The 23,527-nt window shown below is 36.0% G+C and carries 30 protein-coding genes and 1 riboswitch; of the genes, 25 read left to right on the top strand and 5 right to left on the bottom strand.

Going from position 1 to position 23,527, the window contains the following annotated elements; all coding sequences use genetic code 11:
* Nucleotides 1–11: 11 nt before the first annotated feature.
* The 4 genes from C1N55_RS02900 (at nt 12) to C1N55_RS02915 (ending at nt 4,993) form a co-directional block, all read left to right on the top strand.
* Nucleotides 12–1,778 (top strand): methyl-accepting chemotaxis protein, encoded by a 1,767-nt coding sequence (locus C1N55_RS02900; RefSeq protein WP_137727408.1) that lies wholly within the window; start codon nt 12–14, stop codon nt 1,776–1,778.
* A gap of 247 nt (nt 1,779–2,025) precedes the next feature.
* Entirely contained in the window at nt 2,026–2,751 is a 726-nt protein-coding gene (locus C1N55_RS02905; RefSeq protein ID WP_137727409.1) for a DNA alkylation repair protein, read from the top strand.
* 105 nt (nt 2,752–2,856) lie between these two features.
* On the top strand, nt 2,857–3,768 hold the full coding sequence (locus C1N55_RS02910) for a LysR family transcriptional regulator (RefSeq protein ID WP_137727410.1): 912 nt from the start codon (nt 2,857–2,859) through the stop codon (nt 3,766–3,768).
* A gap of 121 nt (nt 3,769–3,889) precedes the next feature.
* Nucleotides 3,890–4,993, top strand: a complete 1,104-nt coding sequence (locus C1N55_RS02915; protein WP_137727411.1) for a 5-methyltetrahydropteroyltriglutamate--homocysteine S-methyltransferase — start codon at nt 3,890–3,892, stop codon at nt 4,991–4,993.
* A gap of 159 nt (nt 4,994–5,152) precedes the next feature.
* Here the strand turns inward: C1N55_RS02915 and C1N55_RS02920 are convergent, their stop codons facing one another.
* A complete protein-coding gene (locus C1N55_RS02920; RefSeq protein WP_137727412.1) occupies nt 5,153–5,698 on the bottom strand; it encodes a helix-turn-helix domain-containing protein in 546 nt (181 codons plus the stop codon).
* A gap of 115 nt (nt 5,699–5,813) precedes the next feature.
* Here C1N55_RS02920 and C1N55_RS02925 point away from each other — a divergent pair, with 115 nt between their 5' ends.
* From C1N55_RS02925 to C1N55_RS02980, 12 genes are all read left to right on the top strand, one after another.
* Nucleotides 5,814–6,422 carry a LysE family translocator gene (locus C1N55_RS02925; RefSeq protein WP_137727413.1) on the top strand — a complete coding sequence of 203 codons (609 nt, stop codon included), beginning with the start codon at nt 5,814–5,816 and terminating at the stop codon, nt 6,420–6,422.
* 27 nt (nt 6,423–6,449) lie between these two features.
* On the top strand, nt 6,450–6,854 hold the full coding sequence (locus tag C1N55_RS02930; protein WP_137727414.1) for a DUF6188 family protein: 405 nt from the start codon (nt 6,450–6,452) through the stop codon (nt 6,852–6,854).
* Between the two features lie 178 nt (nt 6,855–7,032).
* Nucleotides 7,033–7,416, top strand: coding sequence for a hypothetical protein (locus C1N55_RS02935; protein WP_137727415.1), 384 nt, complete (start codon nt 7,033–7,035; stop codon nt 7,414–7,416).
* Between the two features lie 43 nt (nt 7,417–7,459).
* On the top strand, nt 7,460–7,873 hold the full coding sequence (locus C1N55_RS02940; RefSeq protein WP_137727416.1) for an NUDIX hydrolase: 414 nt from the start codon (nt 7,460–7,462) through the stop codon (nt 7,871–7,873).
* Nucleotides 7,874–7,959: 86 nt separating this feature from the next.
* On the top strand, nt 7,960–8,190 hold the full coding sequence (locus C1N55_RS02945; RefSeq protein ID WP_137727417.1) for a hypothetical protein: 231 nt from the start codon (nt 7,960–7,962) through the stop codon (nt 8,188–8,190).
* 224 nt (nt 8,191–8,414) lie between these two features.
* Nucleotides 8,415–8,978, top strand: a complete 564-nt coding sequence (locus tag C1N55_RS02950) for a histidine phosphatase family protein (RefSeq protein WP_137727418.1) — start codon at nt 8,415–8,417, stop codon at nt 8,976–8,978.
* A gap of 30 nt (nt 8,979–9,008) precedes the next feature.
* Entirely contained in the window at nt 9,009–9,368 is a 360-nt protein-coding gene (locus C1N55_RS02955) for a cupin domain-containing protein (RefSeq protein ID WP_137727419.1), read from the top strand.
* 122 nt (nt 9,369–9,490) lie between these two features.
* A riboswitch (cyclic di-AMP (ydaO/yuaA leader) is annotated at nt 9,491–9,631 on the top strand.
* A 184-nt stretch (nt 9,632–9,815) separates the two neighbouring features.
* Nucleotides 9,816–11,156 (top strand): TrkH family potassium uptake protein, encoded by a 1,341-nt coding sequence (locus tag C1N55_RS02960; protein WP_137727420.1) that lies wholly within the window; start codon nt 9,816–9,818, stop codon nt 11,154–11,156.
* A 23-nt stretch (nt 11,157–11,179) separates the two neighbouring features.
* Nucleotides 11,180–11,836 carry a potassium channel family protein gene (locus tag C1N55_RS02965; RefSeq protein ID WP_137727421.1) on the top strand — a complete coding sequence of 219 codons (657 nt, stop codon included), beginning with the start codon at nt 11,180–11,182 and terminating at the stop codon, nt 11,834–11,836.
* A gap of 125 nt (nt 11,837–11,961) precedes the next feature.
* A complete protein-coding gene (locus C1N55_RS02970) occupies nt 11,962–12,270 on the top strand; it encodes a putative quinol monooxygenase (RefSeq protein ID WP_137727422.1) in 309 nt (102 codons plus the stop codon).
* Nucleotides 12,271–12,308: 38 nt separating this feature from the next.
* Nucleotides 12,309–12,704, top strand: coding sequence for a hypothetical protein (locus C1N55_RS02975; protein WP_137727423.1), 396 nt, complete (start codon nt 12,309–12,311; stop codon nt 12,702–12,704).
* 6 nt (nt 12,705–12,710) lie between these two features.
* The gene (locus tag C1N55_RS02980) at nt 12,711–13,079 is read left to right on the top strand and encodes a YunG family protein (protein ID WP_137727424.1); all 369 of its coding nucleotides are present in this window, start codon (nt 12,711–12,713) and stop codon (nt 13,077–13,079) included.
* 19 nt (nt 13,080–13,098) lie between these two features.
* Here the strand turns inward: C1N55_RS02980 and C1N55_RS02985 are convergent, their stop codons facing one another.
* Nucleotides 13,099–13,404, bottom strand: coding sequence for a hypothetical protein (locus C1N55_RS02985; RefSeq protein WP_137727425.1), 306 nt, complete (start codon nt 13,402–13,404; stop codon nt 13,099–13,101).
* Nucleotides 13,405–13,562: 158 nt separating this feature from the next.
* Between C1N55_RS02985 and C1N55_RS02990 the strand changes: the two genes are divergently transcribed.
* The 4 genes from C1N55_RS02990 to C1N55_RS03005 all read left to right on the top strand — a co-directional run bounded on the left by C1N55_RS02990 (nt 13,563) and on the right by C1N55_RS03005 (nt 15,915).
* Nucleotides 13,563–14,051 carry an RNA polymerase sigma factor gene (locus C1N55_RS02990; protein ID WP_137727426.1) on the top strand — a complete coding sequence of 163 codons (489 nt, stop codon included), beginning with the start codon at nt 13,563–13,565 and terminating at the stop codon, nt 14,049–14,051.
* Nucleotides 14,038–14,697 carry a zf-HC2 domain-containing protein gene (locus C1N55_RS02995; RefSeq protein ID WP_137727427.1) on the top strand — a complete coding sequence of 220 codons (660 nt, stop codon included), beginning with the start codon at nt 14,038–14,040 and terminating at the stop codon, nt 14,695–14,697. Before C1N55_RS02990 ends, C1N55_RS02995 begins: the two co-directional genes overlap by 14 nt.
* A 121-nt stretch (nt 14,698–14,818) precedes the next feature.
* On the top strand, nt 14,819–15,487 hold the full coding sequence (locus C1N55_RS03000; protein ID WP_137727428.1) for a hypothetical protein: 669 nt from the start codon (nt 14,819–14,821) through the stop codon (nt 15,485–15,487).
* 101 nt (nt 15,488–15,588) lie between these two features.
* On the top strand, nt 15,589–15,915 hold the full coding sequence (locus C1N55_RS03005) for a nucleoside triphosphate pyrophosphohydrolase (protein WP_137727429.1): 327 nt from the start codon (nt 15,589–15,591) through the stop codon (nt 15,913–15,915).
* A 106-nt stretch (nt 15,916–16,021) separates the two neighbouring features.
* Here the strand turns inward: C1N55_RS03005 and C1N55_RS03010 are convergent, their stop codons facing one another.
* Nucleotides 16,022–16,390: a hypothetical protein gene (locus tag C1N55_RS03010; protein ID WP_240758366.1), complete on the bottom strand. Its 369-nt coding sequence runs from the start codon at nt 16,388–16,390 to the stop codon at nt 16,022–16,024.
* 147 nt (nt 16,391–16,537) lie between these two features.
* Nucleotides 16,538–18,691, bottom strand: a complete 2,154-nt coding sequence (locus tag C1N55_RS03015) for a carbohydrate-binding domain-containing protein (RefSeq protein WP_137727430.1) — start codon at nt 18,689–18,691, stop codon at nt 16,538–16,540.
* Nucleotides 18,692–18,859: 168 nt separating this feature from the next.
* Here C1N55_RS03015 and C1N55_RS03020 point away from each other — a divergent pair, with 168 nt between their 5' ends.
* The 5 genes from C1N55_RS03020 (at nt 18,860) to C1N55_RS03040 (ending at nt 23,147) form a co-directional block, all read left to right on the top strand.
* Nucleotides 18,860–19,546 carry a response regulator transcription factor gene (locus C1N55_RS03020; RefSeq protein WP_137727431.1) on the top strand — a complete coding sequence of 229 codons (687 nt, stop codon included), beginning with the start codon at nt 18,860–18,862 and terminating at the stop codon, nt 19,544–19,546.
* Nucleotides 19,539–20,837, top strand: a complete 1,299-nt coding sequence (locus tag C1N55_RS03025) for a sensor histidine kinase (RefSeq protein ID WP_137730516.1) — start codon at nt 19,539–19,541, stop codon at nt 20,835–20,837. The genes C1N55_RS03020 and C1N55_RS03025 overlap by 8 nt, the downstream gene beginning before the upstream one ends.
* A 287-nt stretch (nt 20,838–21,124) precedes the next feature.
* Complete coding sequence (locus tag C1N55_RS03030) at nt 21,125–21,823, top strand: polyphosphate polymerase domain-containing protein (RefSeq protein ID WP_137727432.1); 699 nt, start codon at nt 21,125–21,127, stop codon at nt 21,821–21,823.
* Between the two features lie 27 nt (nt 21,824–21,850).
* Nucleotides 21,851–22,534 (top strand): DUF4956 domain-containing protein, encoded by a 684-nt coding sequence (locus C1N55_RS03035; protein WP_137727433.1) that lies wholly within the window; start codon nt 21,851–21,853, stop codon nt 22,532–22,534.
* A gap of 139 nt (nt 22,535–22,673) precedes the next feature.
* Nucleotides 22,674–23,147, top strand: a complete 474-nt coding sequence (locus C1N55_RS03040; protein WP_137727434.1) for an NUDIX domain-containing protein — start codon at nt 22,674–22,676, stop codon at nt 23,145–23,147.
* Between the two features lie 81 nt (nt 23,148–23,228).
* Here C1N55_RS03040 and C1N55_RS03045 read toward each other — a convergent pair whose 3' ends face one another.
* Nucleotides 23,229–23,420, bottom strand: a complete 192-nt coding sequence (locus C1N55_RS03045; protein WP_137727435.1) for a hypothetical protein — start codon at nt 23,418–23,420, stop codon at nt 23,229–23,231.
* Nucleotides 23,421–23,527: the final 107 nt, after the last annotated feature.

Here is a 23,527-nt window from a genome sequence, read left to right on the forward strand (position 1 = left end):
GAGGATGTTATATGATGAAATTGAATAGTAAAGGTTTGTTTGCCCATTCGATTAAAAGGAAACTACTAACTGTTTCTATTTTACTACTATCTATTCCGATGATTATTTTAGGTATTTTGAGCTATCAAAAAAGTAGTAGCAGTTTAAGTGAGCTTGGCGAGACGAACTTAAAAAATAGTGTTGAATACACAATTGAGTTAATGAACGTACTAAACGAACAGGTTGAAAATGGGGATCTTACATTAGATGAGGCGAAAGAAAAAGTAAAGTTAGCCATTCTTGGAGAGATGCAAGAAGATAACACAAGACCGATTAACAAAAATCTAGACTTAGGCGAAAATGGGTATGTATTTATCTCTGATAAAGAAGGGAATCTGATTGCGCACCCAACAAGCGAAGGTAGTAACCTTTGGGATAAACAAGATATAAACGGTAAAAATTACGCACAAGAATTTATAAAAAATGGATTAAATGGTGGAGGCTTTACCAATTATTTTTACCCTCTTCCTAATAATCAGGAACAAATAGAGGAAAAAGTAACCTACTCAAAAGCTTTCGACGATTGGGGCTGGGTAGTTGTTGCAGGTACGTACATGATGGATTTTAACCAACCTGCAAATGAGATTTTCCAATTAAATTTAATTATTATAGGTATAACATTAGTGATTGGTATTTTGATTATTTGGTTCTTTGCAAATCACGTTTCCAGCCCTATAAAAAAAGTAACAGAACAAATGGCATACATAGCAGATGGAGACCTAACCCGTCATCAACTTGAAATCAAATCAAAGGATGAAACGGGTCAATTAGCTAATGGCATCAATAGCCTTCAAAATAAATTGAAAAATATGATTCAAAATATTTCTCAAGCATCGCAATTGATTACAGGACATAGTGAGGAACTGACGCAATCTGCAAATGAAGTGAAGATAGGGGCAGAACAAGTTGCTAGAACAATGGAGGAAATCGCTTTTGGTACAGAGGCACAGGCAAGTCACGCATCAGATCTTTCCTCATCAATGGGAACTTATGTAGAGAAAGTAGAAGAAGCCAATGAAAATGGTGAAAGAATCCATCAGTCATCTCATGAAGTATTACAATTAACAGAAGGTGGATCTCAGTTAATGCTGCAATCGATTGAACAGATGGCAAGTATTGACCGAATTGTCCATGAGTCTGTTTTAAAGGTTCAACAATTAGATATTCAATCAAATGAAATTTCAAAATTAGTCACGGTAATAAGAGAAGTAGCAGAACAAACAAACCTTTTAGCACTGAATGCGGCGATAGAAGCAGCTCGTGCTGGCGAACAGGGACGAGGATTTGCAGTAGTAGCCGAGGAAGTGAAAAAGCTCGCGGAACAAGTAGCAAATTCTGTTTCGGAAATTACACAAATCGTAGGAAGAATTCAAACAGATTCTTCAGAAGTAGCAAATGCCTTACAAACAGGCTATACAGAAGTGGAAAAGGGCACGAGTCAACTTAAAGCAACAGGCGAGACCTTCGAGAACATTAGTGCATCTGTAAAACTAATGGTTGAAAATATCCAGACGGTTAGTGAAAGTTTAATGATTATCAAATCAACTAGTCAGGAAATGAACTCATCGATTGAAGAAATTGCGTCAATCTCGGAAGAATCAGCGGCAGGCGTAGAACAAACCTCTGCCTCAACACAGCAAACAAGCAGTTCTATGGAAGAAGTAGCAGCGAGTTCTGAGGAACTTGAGAAATTAGCCATGGAATTAAATAACCTAATTCAACAATTCAAGCTGAATTAGCTACAAAATAGTGCCATGAAAGGGTACTAGGGGTGCATGTGCAGCCTCTAGTGCCTTTTATATTAATTTAAATTACCAGAAAGATAATCTTTCACGTAACAATTGCTGCATTTGCATTAGTAGTTTATGAAAGAGTTATAATATTGTACTTTTTTACAAGGATACGAAGTACACTTTTCGGCTTAAATTAAGATAAAGTATTAAATAAAAATGAAAGTTATTTAAAGTGGTATGGGAGAAGATAAAATTGAAGGACAACTTAAAATCTAACAATCAATTACCAAAAGGCGATTTAAGTGGTTGGAACAATAGAGAATATATCGAGGAACTAATAAAACGATATTCCCAACATAATGATCCTGATTACGCCAATTGGTCAAAAAATTACATGAGGAATCAGTTTGAATTCTTAGGGATTCGAACACCGATACGCAAAAAACTAACAAAACAGTTTTTAATGGAATTCGGTGTCCCGTCAAAAGAAAACCTACCAGTTGTAATCTTTACATTATGGGAGCAGCCAGAAAGAGAGTATCAAAAAGCAGCTCTCGATATACTTGAAAAAGTAAAAAAGACGCTCACTCCTGAAGATATGCCATGGCTAAGCTCTTTAATCGTTAATAAGTCATGGTGGGATACAGTAGATGTGCTCTCTCCTAATATAATGGGCCATATGTTTAATTCTTTCCCGGAGCTAATCGCCCAATATGCAGACCAGTGGATGATGGATGAAAATTTTTGGCTACAAAGAGCGGCGATTCTATTTCAACTTAAGTATAAGAATAGAACGGATGAAAGTCGCTTGTATCGATACATTCTCTCTAGGGCTGATAGTGAGGAATTCTTTGTCCAAAAAGCGATTGGATGGGTGCTGCGGGAATATGCGAAAACAAACCCTACAAGTGTAAAAGTGTTTGTTATTTCAAACAAATTAAAGCCACTTAGCAAGCGCGAGGCGTTAAAGAATTTATGAGCTATGTAGTGTGTGGTGAGTTGAATATTAATGTTAAAATGGATGTATAAAAATAATTACTGGAAATGAATTTCAAGTAAAGAATAGTACAGAAAAGGGATAAAAATGACATTACAACAATTAAAATATGTAATAGAAGTTGCTAGAAGTCGGTCGATTAACAAAGCGGCACAAAACCTGTTTATTAGTCAACCAAGCCTTTCCAATGCATTAAAAGAGTTAGAGGAAGAAGTAGGGATTACAATTTTTTTGCGATCTAATAAGGGGATACAGATTACTCCTGAAGGATCGGAGTTTCTAGGTTACGCTAGGCAAGTAGTTGAGCAGGCAGAACTTCTGGAGAATCGTTATACGAAAACAAATTCTCCACAGCAACATTTTTCTGTATCTGCTCAGCACTATGCTTTTGCGGTTAGTGCCTTTGTTCGTCTATTAAAAGATTATGATATAGAGGAATACGAGTTTAGTCTACGAGAAACAAAGACATATGAAATCATTGATGATGTCAAGAATCTCCGAAGTGAGATTGGTATTTTGTATGTCAATGAATTTAATAAAAAGGTCATTCACAAATTTTTAAGAGAAGGAAATTTACAATTCCATGAGCTATTTACAGCAAAGCCACACGTTTTTATTAGCTCAGCAAATCCACTCTCTGCAAAGGAGTATGTTACCTTATCGGATTTGGATCCTTACCCGTATCTTTCATATGAACAGGGGGATTACAATTCATTTTACTTTTCGGAGGAAATTCTCAGCACTCTAACTAGGCCGAAAAATATCCGGGTTACGGATCGTGCAACTTTATTTAACTTACTGATTGGGTTAAATGGCTATACCATTTCAACAGGTGTTATCAGCCATAAATTAAATAGTAAAGACATTATAGCTGTTCCCTTAATGGTAGACGAGCGGATCCATGTAGGGTATATTACGCATAAAAATGTGACAAATAGTACGTTGGCGAATACTTATATTCAATATCTAAAAGAGTCGATTGAAGAAGAACTCCATTAGTTATAGGTAAAAGCTATAGTGAGGAATAGTTTTTATATGTTACATTATAATAATTTCCCTATGCTACACTAACCTTACCTTAAGAAAAGCGATTTTATAGAAGGAAAGAGGGAGATTAGTAATGACGAAAACACTAGTAAAAGCTCCATTTAGAGCAGATCATGTTGGAAGTTTATTAAGACCTGAAAGAATTCATAAGGCTAGAAAGGATTTTCAAGAAGGCATCATTACGAATCAAGAACTGCATGCAATCGAAACTGAAGAAATTACAAAAATCGTTGATAAGCAAATCGAAGTTGGACTACAAGCTGTTACGGACGGCGAATTCCGCCGCCGATTCTGGCATACAGATTTCCTTGAACATTTAAATGGGGTTGAGGGTTACATTCCAGAATCAGGCTTCGCATTCAAAGGGGAAGAAACAGAGCGATACGATGTACGAGTAATCGGGAGAATCTCGTTTAACCCAGATCACCCACATATCAAAGAATTTATCGAGTTTAAAGAAATTGTTGGTGACCGTGCTGTTGCAAAACAAACAATACCGAGTCCAAACCAATTATTTAACGCGGGTATTCGTAATCTAGAAATCTATCCGGACCTTGAAGAATATACAAAGGATGTCATCCAAACATACCGTGAGGCCATCAAGGCTTTCTATGATGCTGGCTGCCGTTATTTGCAGCTAGATGATGTCTATATTGCGGGTCTGAATGCTCCAGACATTCCATTCAATGATAGCGGCTATTCTCGTGAACAATTAATTGATTTAGCTCTTCGTGTTGCCAATGGCGTTCTAGAAGATAAACCAGAAGATCTAATCATTACGACTCACCTTTGCCGTGGGAACTATCGCTCTAAATGGGCATTTGAAGGCAGTTATGCGAAGATTGCGCCAACATTATTCGCAAAAGAGAAAGTAGACGGCTTCTTCTTAGAATATGATGATGATCGTTCTGGCGACTTCGGACCACTAGAACATATCCCAAATGGTGGCGCACAAGTGGTGTTGGGGGTATTCACATCCAAACACGGAGAATTGGAAGATAAGGAAAATATTAAAGCACGTATTGAAGAGGCAACAAAATATGTGCCATTAGAGCAATTATGCATCAGTCCACAATGTGGATTTGCTTCTACTCATCATGGAAATATTTTGACTGAGGATGAGCAATGGGCGAAGTTGAAGTATATTGTCGATATTTCGAAAGAGATTTGGGGATAAGCTTTTTAACTAAACTTCGATTCATCGCTGTTTTGGAAAATGAAATATGCTAGTCAGAATCCATTTTGATATTCTTTCAAAATGGATTCTTTTAATTTTCTGAATGCAGATTTAATACTGTATAATACTTAAACTCTACTTAAAAACTACCACTTGACCCTAAAAAGAAGGGGGTGTCACTGAAAAGAGAATACTGACTTGCTCGTCGGCAGGATTACTCCACATATGCAGAGCTTGGGCTGGAATTTTTACACTATCACCGGTCATTAAAGTATACTCATCTCCTAAAAGTGATAATTGGATAGGTCCTTTTACTACATAAGCAACTTCTTCTCCCTTATGAGACATGGGAGTTTCCGAAGAGGATTTACCTGGCTTTAAATGCATGATCGCAGTAGCTATCTGACTAGTAAAGTCAGGGGATACTAATTCATATTCTAAACCATCGATTATGATTTGCTTACGTTCCTCTTTTCTCACCACAAGCTCTCTTGTATCCAATTCGTCCATTAAAAATGTAAATACAGGTACATCTAATACCTTCGCAAGCGATTTTAATGTCTGTATCGATGAGTTACTATGTCCTTTTTCGATTTGACTCAGCATGGATGGCGTGATGTCTGCTTGCTTTGCTAGTTCTCTTAGGGAAAGCCCTGCATTCTTCCGATATTGTTCAACCTTTAATCCAATAAACGATTGACTCATTTTTACCTCCATTAATTAATGTAATTTTCTAATTTGTATTGTACTTATCACAGTTTAGATGTTAAATTTAATTTAACATATTAAATTAAAATGAACAATCGATTGGGGTGGAACTATGATTTCATTTATTTTAATGACATTATTTGTCGTGATGAGTCCTGGGGTTGATACAGCTTTGATTACAAAACGAACAATTTCAGGGGGGAAGAAAGAAGGCCTACTGATGGCTTTAGGAATTACGGCTGGTTCACTTGGTCATACGCTTGCTGCAACACTTGGGCTATCAGCTTTGGTTCTACAATCGGCAGTAGCTTTTTCTATTTTGAAGTGGGTAGGAGCAATCTATTTAATCTATCTAGGTGTTCAATCACTTATAGCTCGAAAAAGCCCAGAAAATGTGACGACTGCGGATCGTAATGCGAAAGGGTCACCATGGAAAGAAGGATTATTATCAAATCTGCTAAATCCAAAGGTTGCCGTCTTTTTCATCACGTTCTTGCCTCAATTTGTTAGCTCGAAAGAAAATGCGATGATGGAACTTCTTGCTATGGGATGCTTTTACTCGATATTATCGATTCTTTGGTTCGTCTTCTACGTTTTCTGTTTAACTTATATTCGTGAGTGGCTATTATCAGCGACTGTTCAAAATTATATGGAAAAACTAACAGGCATCGTACTCATTGGTTTCGGGGTAAAGCTACTGTTTACGCAGAATAAATCATAAAGATTTTTCTTAAAGAGGTGTATGAAAATGTACAAAACACTAAGTAAATTAGATTTTCAATATTTTATTGGCCAAGAGGTTACAGAGGTAAACACCGAAAAAAATTATCCATTTGGAGTGTCTTTTGAAAGAGGAGTTTTAACCATTGAATGCCCTTGGAGATTACGAGTTTCTAGCGAAGTGGCAATTGGATATTCAGATTGTCTGCAAGCACCAGGACAATACTCGCATAAAGATGTTGAAAAAATTCTCATGGGAAAACGAATAACGAATATCTTCCATTATGAAGAGATTTCAGATTTAGTGGTAGAATTTGAGGGCAAAATCTATCTTGAATTATTCCATGACAGCAATTATTTTGAGGGATGGCAGCTGCGAGGCGAAAATGGAATGTATGTATTCACCTTACCGGGAGGGGCTTATTCGGATTAGATAGCTTTTCATTTTTAAATTTTAGAAAAACCTTCTATAGAAAGTAACCGTATTTTTTAGAGTGCCTCATGAGCGTTAATTCAAAAAGGATTAAGGCTCTTTTTTGTTGAAGTAATTTAAAAGGTCCCTAAACATGGCCTTAAAAAACTACGGAATTGAAATAAGGGGCTTGGTTTATATGGGTTTTGAATCTTTTCGCTTTATTGTATTTGTTAATAGCATAATCCTTTTGTTAATTATGACACTGGTATTAAAAAAGCCCTTTCGAAAATGGGGCTTTGCTATTATGCTCGTTTTTACGATTGTCTTTGCTGCCATTGAAATAACAGCTCCGTTAATTAGAGAAAAAAACTATGAAGCTTTTCTAGTAGAGATTGAAAATCAATTGATTGAACAATATCCAACAAATAATTGGACTCTGAATAAAGATATTGATTTTTATAGTTTTCCTTATGATTTTTTAGTTGAGGTAGCATTTGAAGAGGATTCTAATGTGATATATGGATTTGTATTGGATGAAGATGGCAAGTTACATGAATATTATCGGAAAGAACAGGACTAGTTGCTTGGTATTATAGATGATGAATAAAAAGGAGCTAAACAATATGCAAGAATGGCAGGGTGCTTCAGGAGTTTGTATAAATGAAAATGGACAAATCTTAATGGTTTTACAAGGGAAGCCTGATGAAAAGAAGACTTGGTCGATACCTTCTGGTGGAAGGGAGAGTAACGAAACCTTTGAGCAATGCTGTATCCGGGAAGTTGCAGAGGAGACGGGATACAAGGTCGAGATTGTGAGAAAACTTCAGGTGAAAAAGAAAAGCTATGATGAAGCTAATATTTCCATTGAAGTTCATTATTTTCTAGTCAGGCTTCTTGGTGGAACTAAAACCATTCAGGATCCTGACAACTTGATCTATGATATTGCATGGAAATCTATAGATGAAATACAAGATTTAGAGCTTACTTTCCCTGAAGATCGAAGCTTTTTAAAGGACTACTTGGTGAACATTGTGTGAAAGCATCGTAGCTCTTTTGGGAATCTTTAGAGGAGTAACCTTCTTTGCTGTTCTTTAATAAAATAGCATAAGGAGGTGTTTTCACATTGACTAAAAATGCGAAATTACTTTACTGCCTATTGGGAAGTGCTGTACTGGCATTATTAAATAGTCCTATTCTTGGTTCAGCTTTAGTGGGCGTATTCAGCGGTGGCGGAGCTCTCGAAGAATTTATTTTGCTGGTTGCAGATATCTTGTCATTTGTCGGGTATATTCTATTAATCCTCTTCTCGCTTATGTTGATATATTATAATTCAAAATCAAAATTTAAAGGATAATATATACAATCAATTGAATATTAAGATACAGAGGACATTAGTGAAAATAAACTAATGTCCTTGTTTTAGCTAAGGTTAAAATTGTGGAGGGATAATTTATATTGAATCAAAAATTGATACGACGGATGATTCCTCATTAGAAATGTTAATGTTCTTTCTTTTTCTCCAGCACCAAAATTATTGACGTTTCAAAAGAAGAGGAATTACTGAAGAGGTGGACAATTTTGCTAACTAATTTGTACTTTGTACGACACGCACATTCTATATATACTCCTGATGAATTACGAAGACCTTTATCTGAAAAGGGATGCATTGACGCTGAAAAAATTAGACAAGCTCTTGAAAATGAAAACATAGACATTGTTATTTCAAGTCCTTACAAAAGGGCAATCCAAACTGTCGAGGGTATTGCAAATGTTATAAATATGGAAGTTATATTGGAAGAAGATTTTAAGGAACGGACGTTATCTATAGAACCTGTTGAGGACTTTAACCTAGCAATAACAAAAGTTTGGGAAAATGCTACGTTTTCATGGCCAGGTGGAGAGTCTAACATTATGGCACAAAAACGAGGGATAAGGGCTATGGATAAGTTGTTAAATACCTATGCAGGTAAAAACGTTGCAATAGGAACACATGGAAACATAATGGTACTAATTATGAACTACTTCGATAAAAAATATAATCTTAGTTTCTGGGAGAATCTTGATATGCCTGACATCTATAAATTAACTTTTGATAATAAAGTTCTAAAAGATGTTAAGAGGATTTGGAGTAGATCTTGTTAGAGAGAAAATTTTGTATAGGAGCTGCTACATATGGAGTTTTATAGATTTAATAAAGAATGTGGTAAGACAATCACACAATTTAATTCGAATTTTGTTATGTCACGTATTTTGCAAACGGAAAAAGGCGTGCACATAGGTTGTATGTACTTGGAGAAAAACGGTATTGTCGGTTTTCACCAAGCAGTTGTTCCTCAGCTTTTGTTAGTGTTGAATGGTGAAGGATATGTGCGGAATGAAAAAGAAGAGTACTATAAAATTCAGCCGGGTGATGCAGTATTTTGGGCAAAAAATGAATGGCATGAAACAAAGACTGAAACAGGATTAACGGCCATGGTTATTGAGAGCGAAGCTTTAAATCCATCCTCTTACATGCCATTAAAGAAAGAGTAGCTGTTTTGATAGAAGAAATGTGAAGGAACCTTAAACAAAAATGGTTCTTTTTTATTTTTCAAATTTATATTTTTTTCATATTTACAATTTACTTACTGAGGAGTAGAATGAATCCGAAATCAAATAATCAATGGCCAAATCTCTTAATGAGAACGGAGGACCCGATCTTTTGGGGTTAATTCTGCAGGTTGCAGAAAGGATGATTTTAAGCTTCTTCGCCATCCTACCCGTCAGCTAACTTCGTCGGCTAAAGCGGAGGAGGTCTATATGACCGCCTAATTCAAGGTGCCCTTTTGTTGGTAAACCCAACGAATAGCTACTTGTTTTAAATGCGGTCTTTTCTTATGGAGAAAAGTTAAATGTAATGGTAATAAGTAATTTATTTATGGGAAAAACAACCCTATAAAAGAAGTAGATTTTAAACTTCAAAAATTGAGGAGAAAGAACATGAAAAATATACTTTTAGAAGGACTAAATCCTTCTAAAATTTTAGTGCTAGGATTTGCTTTTGTCATCTTTGTAGGAGCATTTTTACTTACGCTACCTATAGCAACGGCAAATGGAGTCAGTTTATCTTTTTTAGATGCTTTGTTTACAGCGACATCGGCTACATGTGTTACAGGTCTTGTCGTTGTTGATACCGGTAATACATTTTCTATGTTTGGTGAGATTGTCATTTTGGTACTGATTCAAATTGGCGGTTTAGGATTTATGACCTTTGCGACGTTTTTATTTACATTATTAGGTAAAAAAATCTCACTTAAAGAAAGACTACTTTTAAAGGAAGCTTATAATGCAACATCTACTGCCGGTATGGTGAAATTAGTGAAAAGGATATTGCTATTTACCTTAGTTACGGAAAGTGTGGGAGCCTTTTTACTCGCAATGCGTTTTTCAATTGATATGCCAGTTGGTGAGGCAGTGTATTTCGGCATTTTCCATAGTGTTTCAATTTTTAATAACGCGGGCTTTGATATTTTAGGGGATTTCAATAGTTTTACGGGCCATGTGGATGACCCATTTGTTGTATTAACATTAAGTTCTCTCATCATTATTGGTGGTCTTGGATTTGTTGTAATCAATGAATTGTATGAATATCGTGAAACGCACAAACTTTCACTTCATACCAAAGTTGTCTTAACTACAACAATAATTTTGATTATAGGGGCTTCTATCTTAATCTTCTTATTTGAGTATGGAAACGATAAAACTCTGGGTCCTCTAAATTTAGGTGGAAAAGTACTAGGTGCTATTTTCCATAGTGTAAGTCCAAGAACAGCAGGCGCTAATACATTATCCATAGGTGATTTAACATATGCGACACTTTTCTTAACCATTTTCCTTATGTTTATCGGGGGAGGTTCAGGTTCCACAGCGGGAGGAATTAAAGTATCGACTTTTGCAGTTTTAATGGCGACAGTAATTTCTCAGATCAAAGGAAAAGATGATGTAGTTTTATTTAAACGTCGAATTGTTGAAAAAACAATATTAAAATCACTCACAGTTGCTGTAAGTGGAATGATGATCGTGATTACGGTTACTTTCTTACTTAGTATCACAGAGCATGGACATGATTTCATGATGTATTTGTTTGAAGCAACCTCAGCATTCGGAACGGTTGGTCTATCAATGGGCTTAACACCAGAATTATCGCCACTCGGACGAATCTTGATTGTACTAACGATGTTTATAGGAAGATTAGGACCGTTGACGCTTGGATTTGCTATTACGAAAAAGCAAACAAAAGAAGCGTATAAACGTCCAAAAGGAAATATGATGATTGGTTAATCCAAAATAGGGAGAGTTTAAAAATGGCAAAGTATCAATATGCAGTAATCGGCTTAGGGAGATTTGGAACAAGTATAGCAAGAAGATTGCATGAAGCTGGGCAAGAAGTATTAGGGATTGATCTTGATGAGGAAAGTGTGGGAAATGCAGAACCATACGTAACGGATAGTGCTATAGCAGATGCTAGTGAAGAAAAAGCACTTACTTCCTTAGGAATAACTAACTTTGATTGTGTCATTGTAGCAATTGGAGATGATATTCAGTCTAGTATTTTAACTGCAATGCTTCTAAAAAATCTAGGAATCAAAAAAATCATTGCAAAAGCTACGAGTAAGCGTCATGGGCAAGTGCTGGAAACGATTGGTGTACACTGGGTGATCTATCCTGAAAGAGATATGGGGGAACGTGTTGCCAATCAGCTGCTATCGCCAAACATGCTGAATTATATTGAACTATCCAAAGACTATAATATTGAGGAAGTACTTTTACCTAAGAAAATGGTAGGTAGAAGTTTAAAAGATCTTGATATTCGAGCAAGGTTTAAGGTCAGTGTCATCGCCATTTTAAGAAATAGCGAGATCATTGTTTCCCCATCTCCAGACGAATTACTTCAAAATGATGATATTCTAGTAACAATAGGAAATCGACAAGATTTAGCTAAGTTTGCTAGTTTGGAATAGATAAAGATGATTATAAGCTTAGAAAGAGGCCTCATCAGAGCGCCTCTTTTTTATCTATCGATAGAGAGGTTAAAAGAGTGACTGTGTAGAAACAATATTCATAAGACACAATTTGGGAGGACGAAATGAGCAAATTTAGTTTGTATGGCAAGTTTACGGTACAAGATGGGGAACGAGACACAATGGTAGAGATTTTGCTGGAAGCTGCAGAATCAATGGCTAATCTTGAAGAATGTGAGATCTATCTCGTAAATATTAATGAAACCGAACCGGATTCAGTGTATGTCTATGAAGTATGGAGTAGTGAAGAGGCACATCAAGCATCCTTATCGCTAGAATCCACTCAAAAATTAATTCAACGAGCAAAACCAATCATAACGGGTATGGATAGAGTTAGCACCCTAACAACAATGGGTGGAAAGGGTATTTCTTAGTTCTAAGAGTGCAAGTTTTTGTGAAAGGGGGGAGTTTTTTGAAGAAACTACCGTTGATATTGGGTGTAGTAATGGTTATTATCGCGGTATTTGTGTTTGTAAATAAACTATACTACCCCCCACTGCCGATAACGGGAGTGTCCCCAAAGGAAGCAATGGATGCCTTCAATGAATCCAATAGCAAAATTGTCCAAATAGCGGAGGAAGGTGGTAGTCTCTGGTATATAACAAAAACTGAAAACAATGGTATAGAGACTACTGATGCACACATAAAACAGTTGATAGCAGCTGAAGGATGGGAATTTAAAGAGAAAGAGGGGAGCGGTTTATTCTTTGAAAAAAACGGTGAAAGATTAATTGCCACTACTCAAATGTGGACAAAAAACTATGTCATCGTTAATATACCTGAGTTTAATTCTTCTACGAAAGAGTGATGAAAGTTGAAGACGAATTATCAAACACAAATAGAAAGAATCGTAAATGCATTATCAAAATCATGGTCCATCAAATCAAGTTCTAAGTGGAGTATAGAAAACCCGGCAAAGGGCCATTGCGGTGTTACCACTTTGGTTGTCAATGATTTATTGGGTGGGGAAATTTTGAAAACGAGTCTACCTGATGGATGGCATTTTTATAATTTTATTGATGGGAACAGATATGACTTTACATCATCTCAATTCATAGAACCTATCGCTTATTTGGATATTCCCTCAAATAGAGAAGAAGCATATTTGGATACGAATGAAAAGCAATACACTTTTTTAAAACAAAGGGTATTAATGAACTTGGATGCTTTAAAATCCGTTTGAATAAGAACAGTACTTATTTCTATCTTATCTGTTCACGAATTTTCTGAAGCTCCTCAAAAGATAGATCGCCAAGAGATTTTTTGATTTCTTCCTCGATCAGCTTCCTGTTTTTTTCTTGATATTGCTTACGCCACTCTCGAAGGCCTTCCGTTTTATCGAAAAGATATTCAATATCGATTTCTTCATTTTCTTCATCAGCCAAATAATCAAGTACCGCTGCTAGCATCCGTGAAACATTCTCCATTTCACTTTGCAGGTTATTTGGCACTTCTTCTATTTTCTCATTTTCTAATTCTTCGTTTGTTTGAGAAGACTTTCTTGGCATAGTGTCGCTCCTATTTTAAAGATTATCTAGCCTTAATATGCCCAAAAATTTGAACCTCATAAGCCTATAAGCTTTAATGTAATACAATATAAGAAAAAATCGTTTTTCTTGTAACGTAACGCTAGGTTGGGAGTTATATAAATGAGAGGAGGGAAAGGATGGAGTTTGAAGAAATCTATCGTGAATATTTTAAAGAAGTATACCTATATATCAAATCCCTAAGTCGCGATGAAAAAATAGCGGAAGAAATTACCCAAGAAGCATTTTATAAAGCGTTAAAAGCAATTGAAAAGTTTGATGGTTCCAAAGATATTCGAGCATGGCTTTTTACAATTGCCAAAAATACATACTTTTCTTACTACAAACGAAACAAAAAACAGATTGATTTTGATGATGAACCAGATACAGGAGTTCAATTTGTTAGCAATTTGATGGCTGAAGAAAGTGCTTTTACTGTTCACGAATTTCTTCACACGATGGATGAGCCGTACAAGGAAGTCTTTACACTGCGGACCTTTGGTGAACTGCCCTTTGAAAAAATCGGAAAACTCTTCGGAAAAAGCGCGGGGTGGGCCAGGGTGACTTTTTACAGGGCGAGAAAGCAAATATTGGAGCATATGGAGGCGATAGATCATGAAAGAGATTAAATGTACAATCATCCAAGATGTTTTACCTCTTTATATTGATGGAGTGGTGAGTCCAGATACAAAAGAGATGGTAGACGAGCATTTAAAGCATTGCGAGAAATGTCAAAAAGAGTTGGAGTCCATGAAACAAGAACTCTATTTACCTGTTGAAAATAAAGACTCTCTTCTAAAATCATTCAGTAAAAAGTGGCGCAATAAAAAAATAATGATTGCCCTTGGTTCCATTTTAGGAACGGCCATCCTTTTATTCGGTGCGTTCTCGTACGTCTTTTATTATGAAAAGGTTATACCCTATTCGGAAGATCTGATTAAAATCGAGGCTCCAAATAATCAACAATTGGTATTGCATTATTTTGGGAAAAGCTATGCTGGTGTACACGAAACACATCCCATGTCTCTTGAAATAGATGGGGAGAAAAAGAATGTGAGTTTTATTTTTTATACACAAACCATCGCGCATTCACCTACAAGAAATCTTTTGGATGATGATGGCCAAAATGAACACAACTATATCTCTGTACTTCCCGAGAGTGAAAAAATTGATGCTGTGTACTATGCTGGTTTTGATGTAGAAGACATTAGTTTTGGAAAAGATTCATGGGACGACATACTTGAAAGGGCTGATTTAATTTGGGAGCGAGAGTAATTTAGTAAATTGGTATGAAGGGATGATCCGAAAAGGATATCCTTTTTTTAATTTTTCATATAAAGCATGTTTTGTAAATGGTAAAATAGGTAAATAATGTTATTTTTTGAGGAGGGATTGGGTGATAAAACAGATATTAAATATTTGTATGGTTTTATTGTTGCCACCAATAGTTGTTCAATTGTTAGTGCTTATTTTTTTCAAGATAGAATTCAATTGGGAATATATGTACCTTATGACGCTATATACTCTAGTAACGTCCATTATTTTGATAAGAAAGCACGAAATAAATGAAAAAGGTAAAAAGCAGACTAGATTTAATTATGTTGCTTCAGTAAGAAGCGGCCCAATGATTTTTCTGCTTGTTATCTTTGTATTTAACACAAGTGTTACAGTCAGTGGTCTAGAAAAAGAGGCATTGGTAATAAGAATCGTCGCCATAGTAGCAATAATTATTTTGGCTTTTGTAAGATTCAAGTTCTACATCGAAGAAAACACACTTACCTATGAAATCATGCTCTTTACGATTCTACTTTATAAAAGAAGAGTTTTTCCTGATGACATTAAACATGTAAAATTTGTGCGAACTGGTTGGGCTAAAAAGGCCGCCATTATTAAAGTCAAAAAGGGAATCAACCTACGCATCATTAATTTTGAACCGACACATGTATGTCCGGACTTAAATAAGTTTACTGACAAACACTCAATCTCAATTTCAAAAACAAATGATTACATTTTATTAGATAAATCATCTCGTCAATCAGCCTTAAAGGGGAAAGAGGAAGTCTAATGTTTTTTTTACAAATGTTAGATACATATTTAGAAGATGTAATTGATTACATATTGGATAGGTGAAACTATCAAAAGCACTAGGAAGGTTAGGAGAAAACAATGGTTATTTATAAAAAATTAGTTCGAGATAAAATCCCTGACATAATTGAAAATAGTGAAAATACGTGTGAGGTTGCAACATTAAATCAAGAGAAATTTATCGTAGAACTTAAGAAAAAGTTGCAAGAAGAAGTTACTGAGTATCTAATTTCATCAACTGATGATCATGCAATAGAAGAACTTGCAGATATCTTAGAGGTAGTTCATTCGTTAGCTAAAACGCATCTCAGTACTATTGAAGAAGTTGAAAAAATACGCCAAAGCAAGTTTGAAGAGCGTGGGGGATTTGAGAGGAAATTTTTGTTGGTTAGTACAGGTGAAGAATAGTATTTTAGTTGTGATGTATTGTAAAATGGAGGAGAGAAGTTCAAATTAAATAAGGCAATAAAGCGTATCCATTTATAATAGGGAATACGCTTTTTATAATGAGCAGCTATGCTTCTGCTCGTTTAACTTTCTTCCACTTCGAGTATATTTCGAACACTGAAATTAGAATCATGACCCAAAGAGCTCCACTTTCAAAGGAAATGCCGGAAGAAGATTTGCCTCCTAAAAGCGGGAATAGTACCAATAATGCTAATATGTATAGTGTTAAAACTATTTGCCATTGAATATCTTTTTTAATGTCTGTAGCATCATGTTTTTTGAATACAAACCTAAATAAAAGGGCTCCTAAAATTAGGATAAGGAGGACTCCTGTGGGAATTGCATTAGCAAATGGAACCTCGGGGAAAAAGTCATAAACAAATAAAAGTGTTATAGCCAAAATGAAAATAGAGTCAAATGACTTGAAAAACTTCATTAGAATACCCCCTTTGTTAAATTATAGCATAAATCTCAATCGGTTTAATTGGATGGTATTACAATAATGGTAGTGGATAGACAAAAAATAAACCCAGGTTACTCATAATTAGTTTGAGTAACCTGGGCTATTTTTACTTATATCAGTCTATTCTGGTTGAACAGGTTCTTTCATTTGTCCTCCGAAAGGGAGCTCAACGCCGAGTTCAGCCAGTTGTGTTTGGGCTTCTTCTTGTGTAATTGTGCCGTTTCGTTGTTGTTCCATAATACTTTGGACTTTTGCTTTTGTTTCTTCATCCAAATCTGCAAACATGTCGCCACGGCCTCCACCTGGATTTTCGCCTGTGCCATCAGGACCACCCATTGCGCCATTACCGTCAGCGCCTTGTCCAGGTCCTCCCATTCCACCAAATCCATTGGAACCTGCTTCTGTAATCCCTGACTCATTTAGCCATGTCACTGTATCAGAGATTGTAAATTCGACTTCATTCGTTCCATCCTGATAGGCAGCATCCGTAAACAAGCCGTCATTTTCAGTTCCAGTTGCCGTTCCACCAGATTGAAGAGTGTAAGTAGCATCCTTAGTAACTAATGGCGAACTGATTAACACGGTTTGATAATCCTTGTCAGGTGAGAATGTTACCACTGGTTCACCATTGCTATCTTCAAGCTGAATGGCAGTTCCTGCCACTTGTGTTTCTGTAAAGGTCATCATAAGAGCATTTTGAGATGCATCTTCAGAAGTAGTCATGGCCATGCCTGAGCTTCCTGTAGCGATAAGTAAACCACCACTTATATCAAAGCTTTGATCATAGTCTAGAGCCCCGTTGTTATTATTGGTTGGACCGCTAACGATGACTGTTCCGTCCGTCATAGTAATCGAACCATTGGAATCGAGTCCATCCCCGGCAGAGTTTACATAAATATAGCCACCATTAATGGAAAGGACATTCTCTTCAGTGTCTTCTGTTGCTGCAAAGTCTCGACCTGAAGCATCATTTCCGCCACCAATGTTGATCCCGTCATCTGACGCATTTACATGAATCTCTCCATCAGCTATCGTGATGCTTTTACTTTCGATCCCTTCATAGCTTTTTGTAATATCGATTGTTCCACCTTTAGTTAAAATAGAAGTGTCTGCATGGATTCCATCATCACCTGTAGCTAAATTTAACTCTCCGCCAGTGATGGTAATTGAGTTATTACTGTGAACGGCATCATCCAAGGAATCAATTGTAAAACTTCCTCCACCTATTGCTACTTCAACAGCGGCTTTTAAACCCTTGGTACTTTCGGATTCATCTTGCGTACTTGTGCTCGTCGTAGTATTCGTTTCACCAGGCATGCCAGGCATTCGATTATTATCATTTGTGTCTACTGTTTCAGGGCTGCCTTCACCAGATGTAATCGTAAATTCCCCAGCGGCTATGAGAAGAGAAGTCTCTGCTTGAATTCCATCATTAGCTGACGTAATGTCAAAGGTACCACCTTCAATTGCAATAAGTGCCTTAGATGCATCCTTGTCATTTGTTGATTTGACTCCGTCGCCACCAGCAGTAATAAGAATTGACCCATCTTTTACGGCAACGAGATCTCGTCCCATTAACCCATCATCTACAGCATCAATTTGGATTGTCCCACCAGTAATTCTTAATTCATCTTTTGAAGCAATCCCATTGTTGTAATTTCCGTTTACCACTAAAGTTCCTTCTCCATTGATTGTCAAATCGTCTTTACTGAAAAGGGCTGCGTTGGGCTCATCATCCTCTGAATTTTCATACACATAATTTTCGCCATCTGTTAAAACATTTTCAGTTCCTTTTTCTAAGGAAACCACTGTCTTTTCTGCTTTTTCTACAAAAATAGGTGCACTAGTAGATGAATTGATTTCCACTCCATTAAGAACAAGTCGAACAGTTCCTTCATCTTCTGCATTCACGATAATTTGTCCATCATTGAGCTTTCCACTTATTTCATAGACACCAGAAGTTCGAATCGTGATTGTACTGCCATCAATGACAACACCACCGTTACCTTCAAAGCTTGCAGTTTCACCATCTAATTTAATAGAAGTAGCATTATCCCAATCTGTGTAGAAATCCTCATCCGAATAGGAAACTTTATCATTAATAACACTTAGTATCTCCTGATTGCCAATGGTACTTAAGCTCTCGGCTTGGACAACTGCAGGATCACTTGAAGACGCAACCTCCGCTGTATCATCACTACAAGCAAATAATAACGCACTACACATCATAAGAGGTGTTGCTACTTTTATAAGTTTAGAATTTTGTTTCTTCATAAAATTTTACTCCTTTTCATTTCTCATTTTTTAAGGCTGTTGTTGCGTATGAGCCTATTATTAAAGACCAACCTTAAATCAACCTTAAAAAAATAAAAATTTGCAATTCTAGAAAATGGACATATAATCAAACGTAGAAAATTAACAGAGAAAAGGGGGAGCGGATATATGAAGCTACTAATTATTGAAGATGATAAATATCTCTCAGATTCGATATGTGAAACAGTAAAAGACATGTTCATGGCAGAGCAGGCATTCGATGGGGAAGAGGGGTTATTTCTAGCAGAACAAAATATTTTTGACGTCATTATTTTAGATATTATGCTGCCTTCTATGAACGGATATGAGGTACTGCAAAATCTTAGAAAACAAAACATTATGACCCCTGTCATTATGTTGACGGCAAAAGATGGCATTGATGATAAGATTCAGGGATTTAAGGTAGGAGCAGATGATTATCTGGTCAAGCCATTCCATAGGGAAGAGTTGTTGCTCAGACTTGAGGCAATGGTCAGAAGGTCTGGTGGATTGTTAAAGGAGAATGTTATTACCTTTAAGGATTTAAAATTAAATATTAAAAATAAAACTGCGGAGCTTAATGGAGAAATTCTTAAACTTAATGGGAAACAGTTCGATCTTTTGGAGTACCTAATTAATAATAAAAATGCGATTTTAACTAAAGAACAAATCTTTGATCGAATTTGGGGATTTGAATCGGACACCTCGACGACAGTTGTGGAGGTGTATGCGAGTAATTTGCGGAAAAATCTTAAAAAATATGGCTATGACCAATTCATTAAAACGTTCCGAGGTTTAGGGTATATGCTTACGGATAGTGGTGAAGAAAATGTTTAACCAATCTATTTTTAGGAAGCAGCAATTCAAGTTTATGCTCCTTAACTTATTGGCCTTTACAGTTATTTTCACGATTTTTAGCTTCATCATTTTTGGCCAGGTCCAAAGTACATTATACTCGCAGGCGGATAAAGAACTAGAGTCATTTAAAGAGAGGCTTACGGACAATGTGAATGTGGGGGAAGATCACGGACCGCTGCCTGGAAAAGAAAATCAGGACTTTCCTCAAATTGATAATAAAAGAGAGAATCCGAATCCCCGAATCGTTGTCATTAATTGGGACAAAGCTGGCAATATTGTCAATGAACGAGAAATTGGCTCCTTATTTTATGAAAATTATCTGACTGATTACAAGCTTGATAAGACAAAAATAGATGAAATCACAATGACCTCAATTAATGAACAGTACGAATTTCGATATCTTCTTTTTGAAGATACAAATGAAGCGGATGATATTGCTTATACACAGCTTCTCATTAATGTGAATGCTGAACAAGCTATTATCTCCAATTTCGTCAGATTGGTCACGATTTGTTCGGTGATTTTCATTATTCTCTCTATATCAGCGAGTATCCTTTTATCTAAAAAGATGATGAAGCCAATTATTCAGTCCTGGAATAAGCAGGCGGAGTTCGTGGAAAATGCATCACATGAACTAAGAACACCCTTAACCATCATCCAAAATAAATTGGAGTTACTCCTTAGATCACCACAAGAAAGAATTGCTGATAAATTTGAGAACATTGCCCTGAGTCTTTCGGAAACACGCCGATTATCTAAGCTAACTACAGACTTATTAACCTTAGCCAGAGCAGATTCGGCAGAAACAGAGCTGACTCTGCAGAATGTCGAAGTGGATGCATTGGTACGAGATGTTTGTGCACCATACCAGGAAATTGCTGAATCGCAGGAAAAGCATTTTTGGCTAAATTTAAAATGTCCTATTTCCATAAAGGCAGACGCAACCCGTTTGCATCAGCTACTCGTTATTTTGCTTGATAATGCTCTAAAATACACAGGAGAAAATGATAGTATCGGTGTTAAAACATATATAGAGGATCAGCGAGTAGTAATCGAAATGAGTGACACGGGCATTGGGATAAAAGAAGAAAATATGCAGTATATTTTTGAACGTTTCTATCGTGAAGATCGAGCTAGATCCAGAGAAACTGGTGGGGTGGGTCTAGGATTATCGATTGCCCAATGGATAGTTAAAAAGCACAGAGGCTCCATTAAAGTAATGAAAAACCAAAATAAAGGAACAACCTTTATCATTAAGCTTCCGAAGTAGGAGATTGCAGCAATGCAATCTCTTTTTTTGTACTCGCTTATTTTTAGTGATCGAAATAAGCTCTAACGTAAAAAAGTGCTTGTCTATAAGAAGATTTGCTGTAAGCAAGTTGAAAAGTAGAATAGCCCCCATAATCGAAAATGTGTTGAACTTAAATCCGTTTCACCAAACAAATATTAACGAAGAATTTTATTTTTTTTTCTAACTGATTTTCTTTTAAGGTTTGTTTAAGGTTTGTCCTTAATAATGTGATTCATAAGATAACAAACAGCAAAGGAGAAAAGCAGATGGAAGGCAGACGCTTAAATGGTGTTATGGGGCGAACAGAACTCAAACATGAAATTACGAAGATGGATTGCTATCTTCTAAGAAATAAATTAAAGCATTTCATGAAAGTGGATCCTTACGCGAAGGAGGATGGTAAGTACCTAATTCGTAGTGTGTACTTTGATAACTTCGACAATAAAGTACTAACAGAGAAAAAAGAAGGTTTTTATCAACGGGACAAGTTTCGTGTAAGACTCTATGACTACAATACGAATTTCCTTAACCTAGAGAAAAAAAGTAAGAGAAATAATCTTACATATAAGCAAAAATGTACGATTACAGCAGAGGAATACGAAAAAATAAGAATCGGGGATATCGCTTGGATGGAGTACGATTCAAGATTACTTATTCAGGATTTGTACATGCAAATGACTTTGTTCCAAATCAAGCCCATGACGGTAGTGGATTATGTAAGGGAAGTCTTTATATACGACCAAGGGAATGTGCGGGTAACCTTTGACAGTGATATCAAAACTAGCTTTCGGAATCCAGATTTATTAAATCCAGATTTAGCAATGGTTGAAACAAACCCGGAAGTTGTCATTCTTGAGGTGAAGTATGACGAGTTTTTACCGGATGTCATTAAGTACTTATTGCAGCTTGGAAACCGAAAAAAAGGAACCTATTCGAAATATCAAATCAGCAGAATGTTCGGGTAATGTAGAAAGATAAATGGAGGAATTAAAATGGAAACTGTAAATTTTGATGATATTTTTAAATCAAGTATTTTAGAAAAAACAAGTAGTTTTTCAATCATTGATTCAGTTATAGGATTATTGGCTGCCTTTTTAATAGGATTGTTTATCTATTATGTATATAAGAAAACTTTCTCGGGCGTCATCTACTCACACACGTTTAATATTTCCTTAATTATTATGTCGATGACAACAGCTTTAATCATTATTGGAATCTCATCTAATGTTATGTTGTCACTAGGAATGGTAGGGGCATTATCGATTGTGCGTTTCCGTACACCAATTAAAGACCCAATGGATATCGTGTATCTATTTTGGGCGATTGTTGCGGGTATCCTATGTGGAGCTGGATTCATTCCACTAGTAATTATTGGTTCGATTTTAATTGGGCTAGTATTGATTCTTTTTGGTAATCGTATAAAAGTAGAAAATCCATATCTATTAGTCGTACGCTATGATGAAAAATCAATTGAAACATCAATGGATCACGTCATTTCGGAACATGTCAAAAAACATTCAATTAAATCAAAATCCGTCATGCCTGGAAATGATTTTGAAGTAACATACGAAATTCGTGTCAAAGAAAATGATATGAGTTTTATTAACAACATTTCAAGTATTGAAGGCGTAAAATCAGCCATCATGTTAAGCTATGACGGAAACTTCACGGCGTAAGAAAAGTAGAATCATCTCCACTTAGTAGGTGGGGGTGATTTTTTAATTGCGTAGTAATTTTTCAAATTAATCAATTATGTAATAAAATGTATTTCGTGTATAATTTATACATAAACGAAAAGAGAGTGAGGTACGATTCATGACATTTCCGATAAGAGTTAGGGCATGTGCACTCATTATTGAGAACGAAAAGATTCTATTAGTTGAATTTGAGGATGAACGAGGAGTGCATTATAACTTGCCAGCAGGTGGAGTTGAGGCGAACGAATCCGTGGTTGAAGCTGTTAAACGAGAAGCCTTGGAAGAGGCATCAATTGAGGTAGACGTAGGACCATTAGCTTTAGTCTTTGAGTATGCTCCCCACTTAAACGATTATAGATATGGAGAAACTCCCTCCTTGCAGTTGATTTTTGATTGTAAGATTAAAGATGGCATGGTTCCTAAATTGCCAATTAATCCAGATCCAAATCAAATTGCTGTGAGATGGATTCATTTAAACGAGTTGGATAAGATAGCTCTATATCCCAATATAAAAGAGCAAATTTTAACATATGCAAAAAGCCCACAAAATATAGAGTTTATTGAAGAACATCTCCTTGAACTATTAAGTTGACGGATATATTCTCCTATTCACGGATATTTAAAAAAGTGTAGATTTCTTATAAAGTCAAGTCTCCCATAATAAATAAAATCCCTATAACAGCATCAAATAACTAATTGCATAAACCGGTATCGCTATGGTCGTAACCAGATACATAGTCAGCTCACCTTTAGTAAGTTTTCTTTTCCATTTCGTTAGCTTCAGCTGTCTTCGATAAATAACGCAAGAAATAAATATTATTAGAGTAGCCAATTCCTTTATGTTTTCTAAAAAAGTTATTGTCATGTCATCTAAAGCTCCTATCTATCATCCTTAGTAGAAATTCTCTTGCCAATATATATGTAAGAAGCTTTGTTCCTATTCGTATATGGTTTTTTCTAAAGAGAAATAGC

Origin of the sequence: Lysinibacillus sp. SGAir0095 (genome assembly GCF_005491425.1) — a bacterium.
Taxonomy (GTDB): Bacteria; Bacillota; Bacilli; order Bacillales_A; family Planococcaceae; genus Ureibacillus.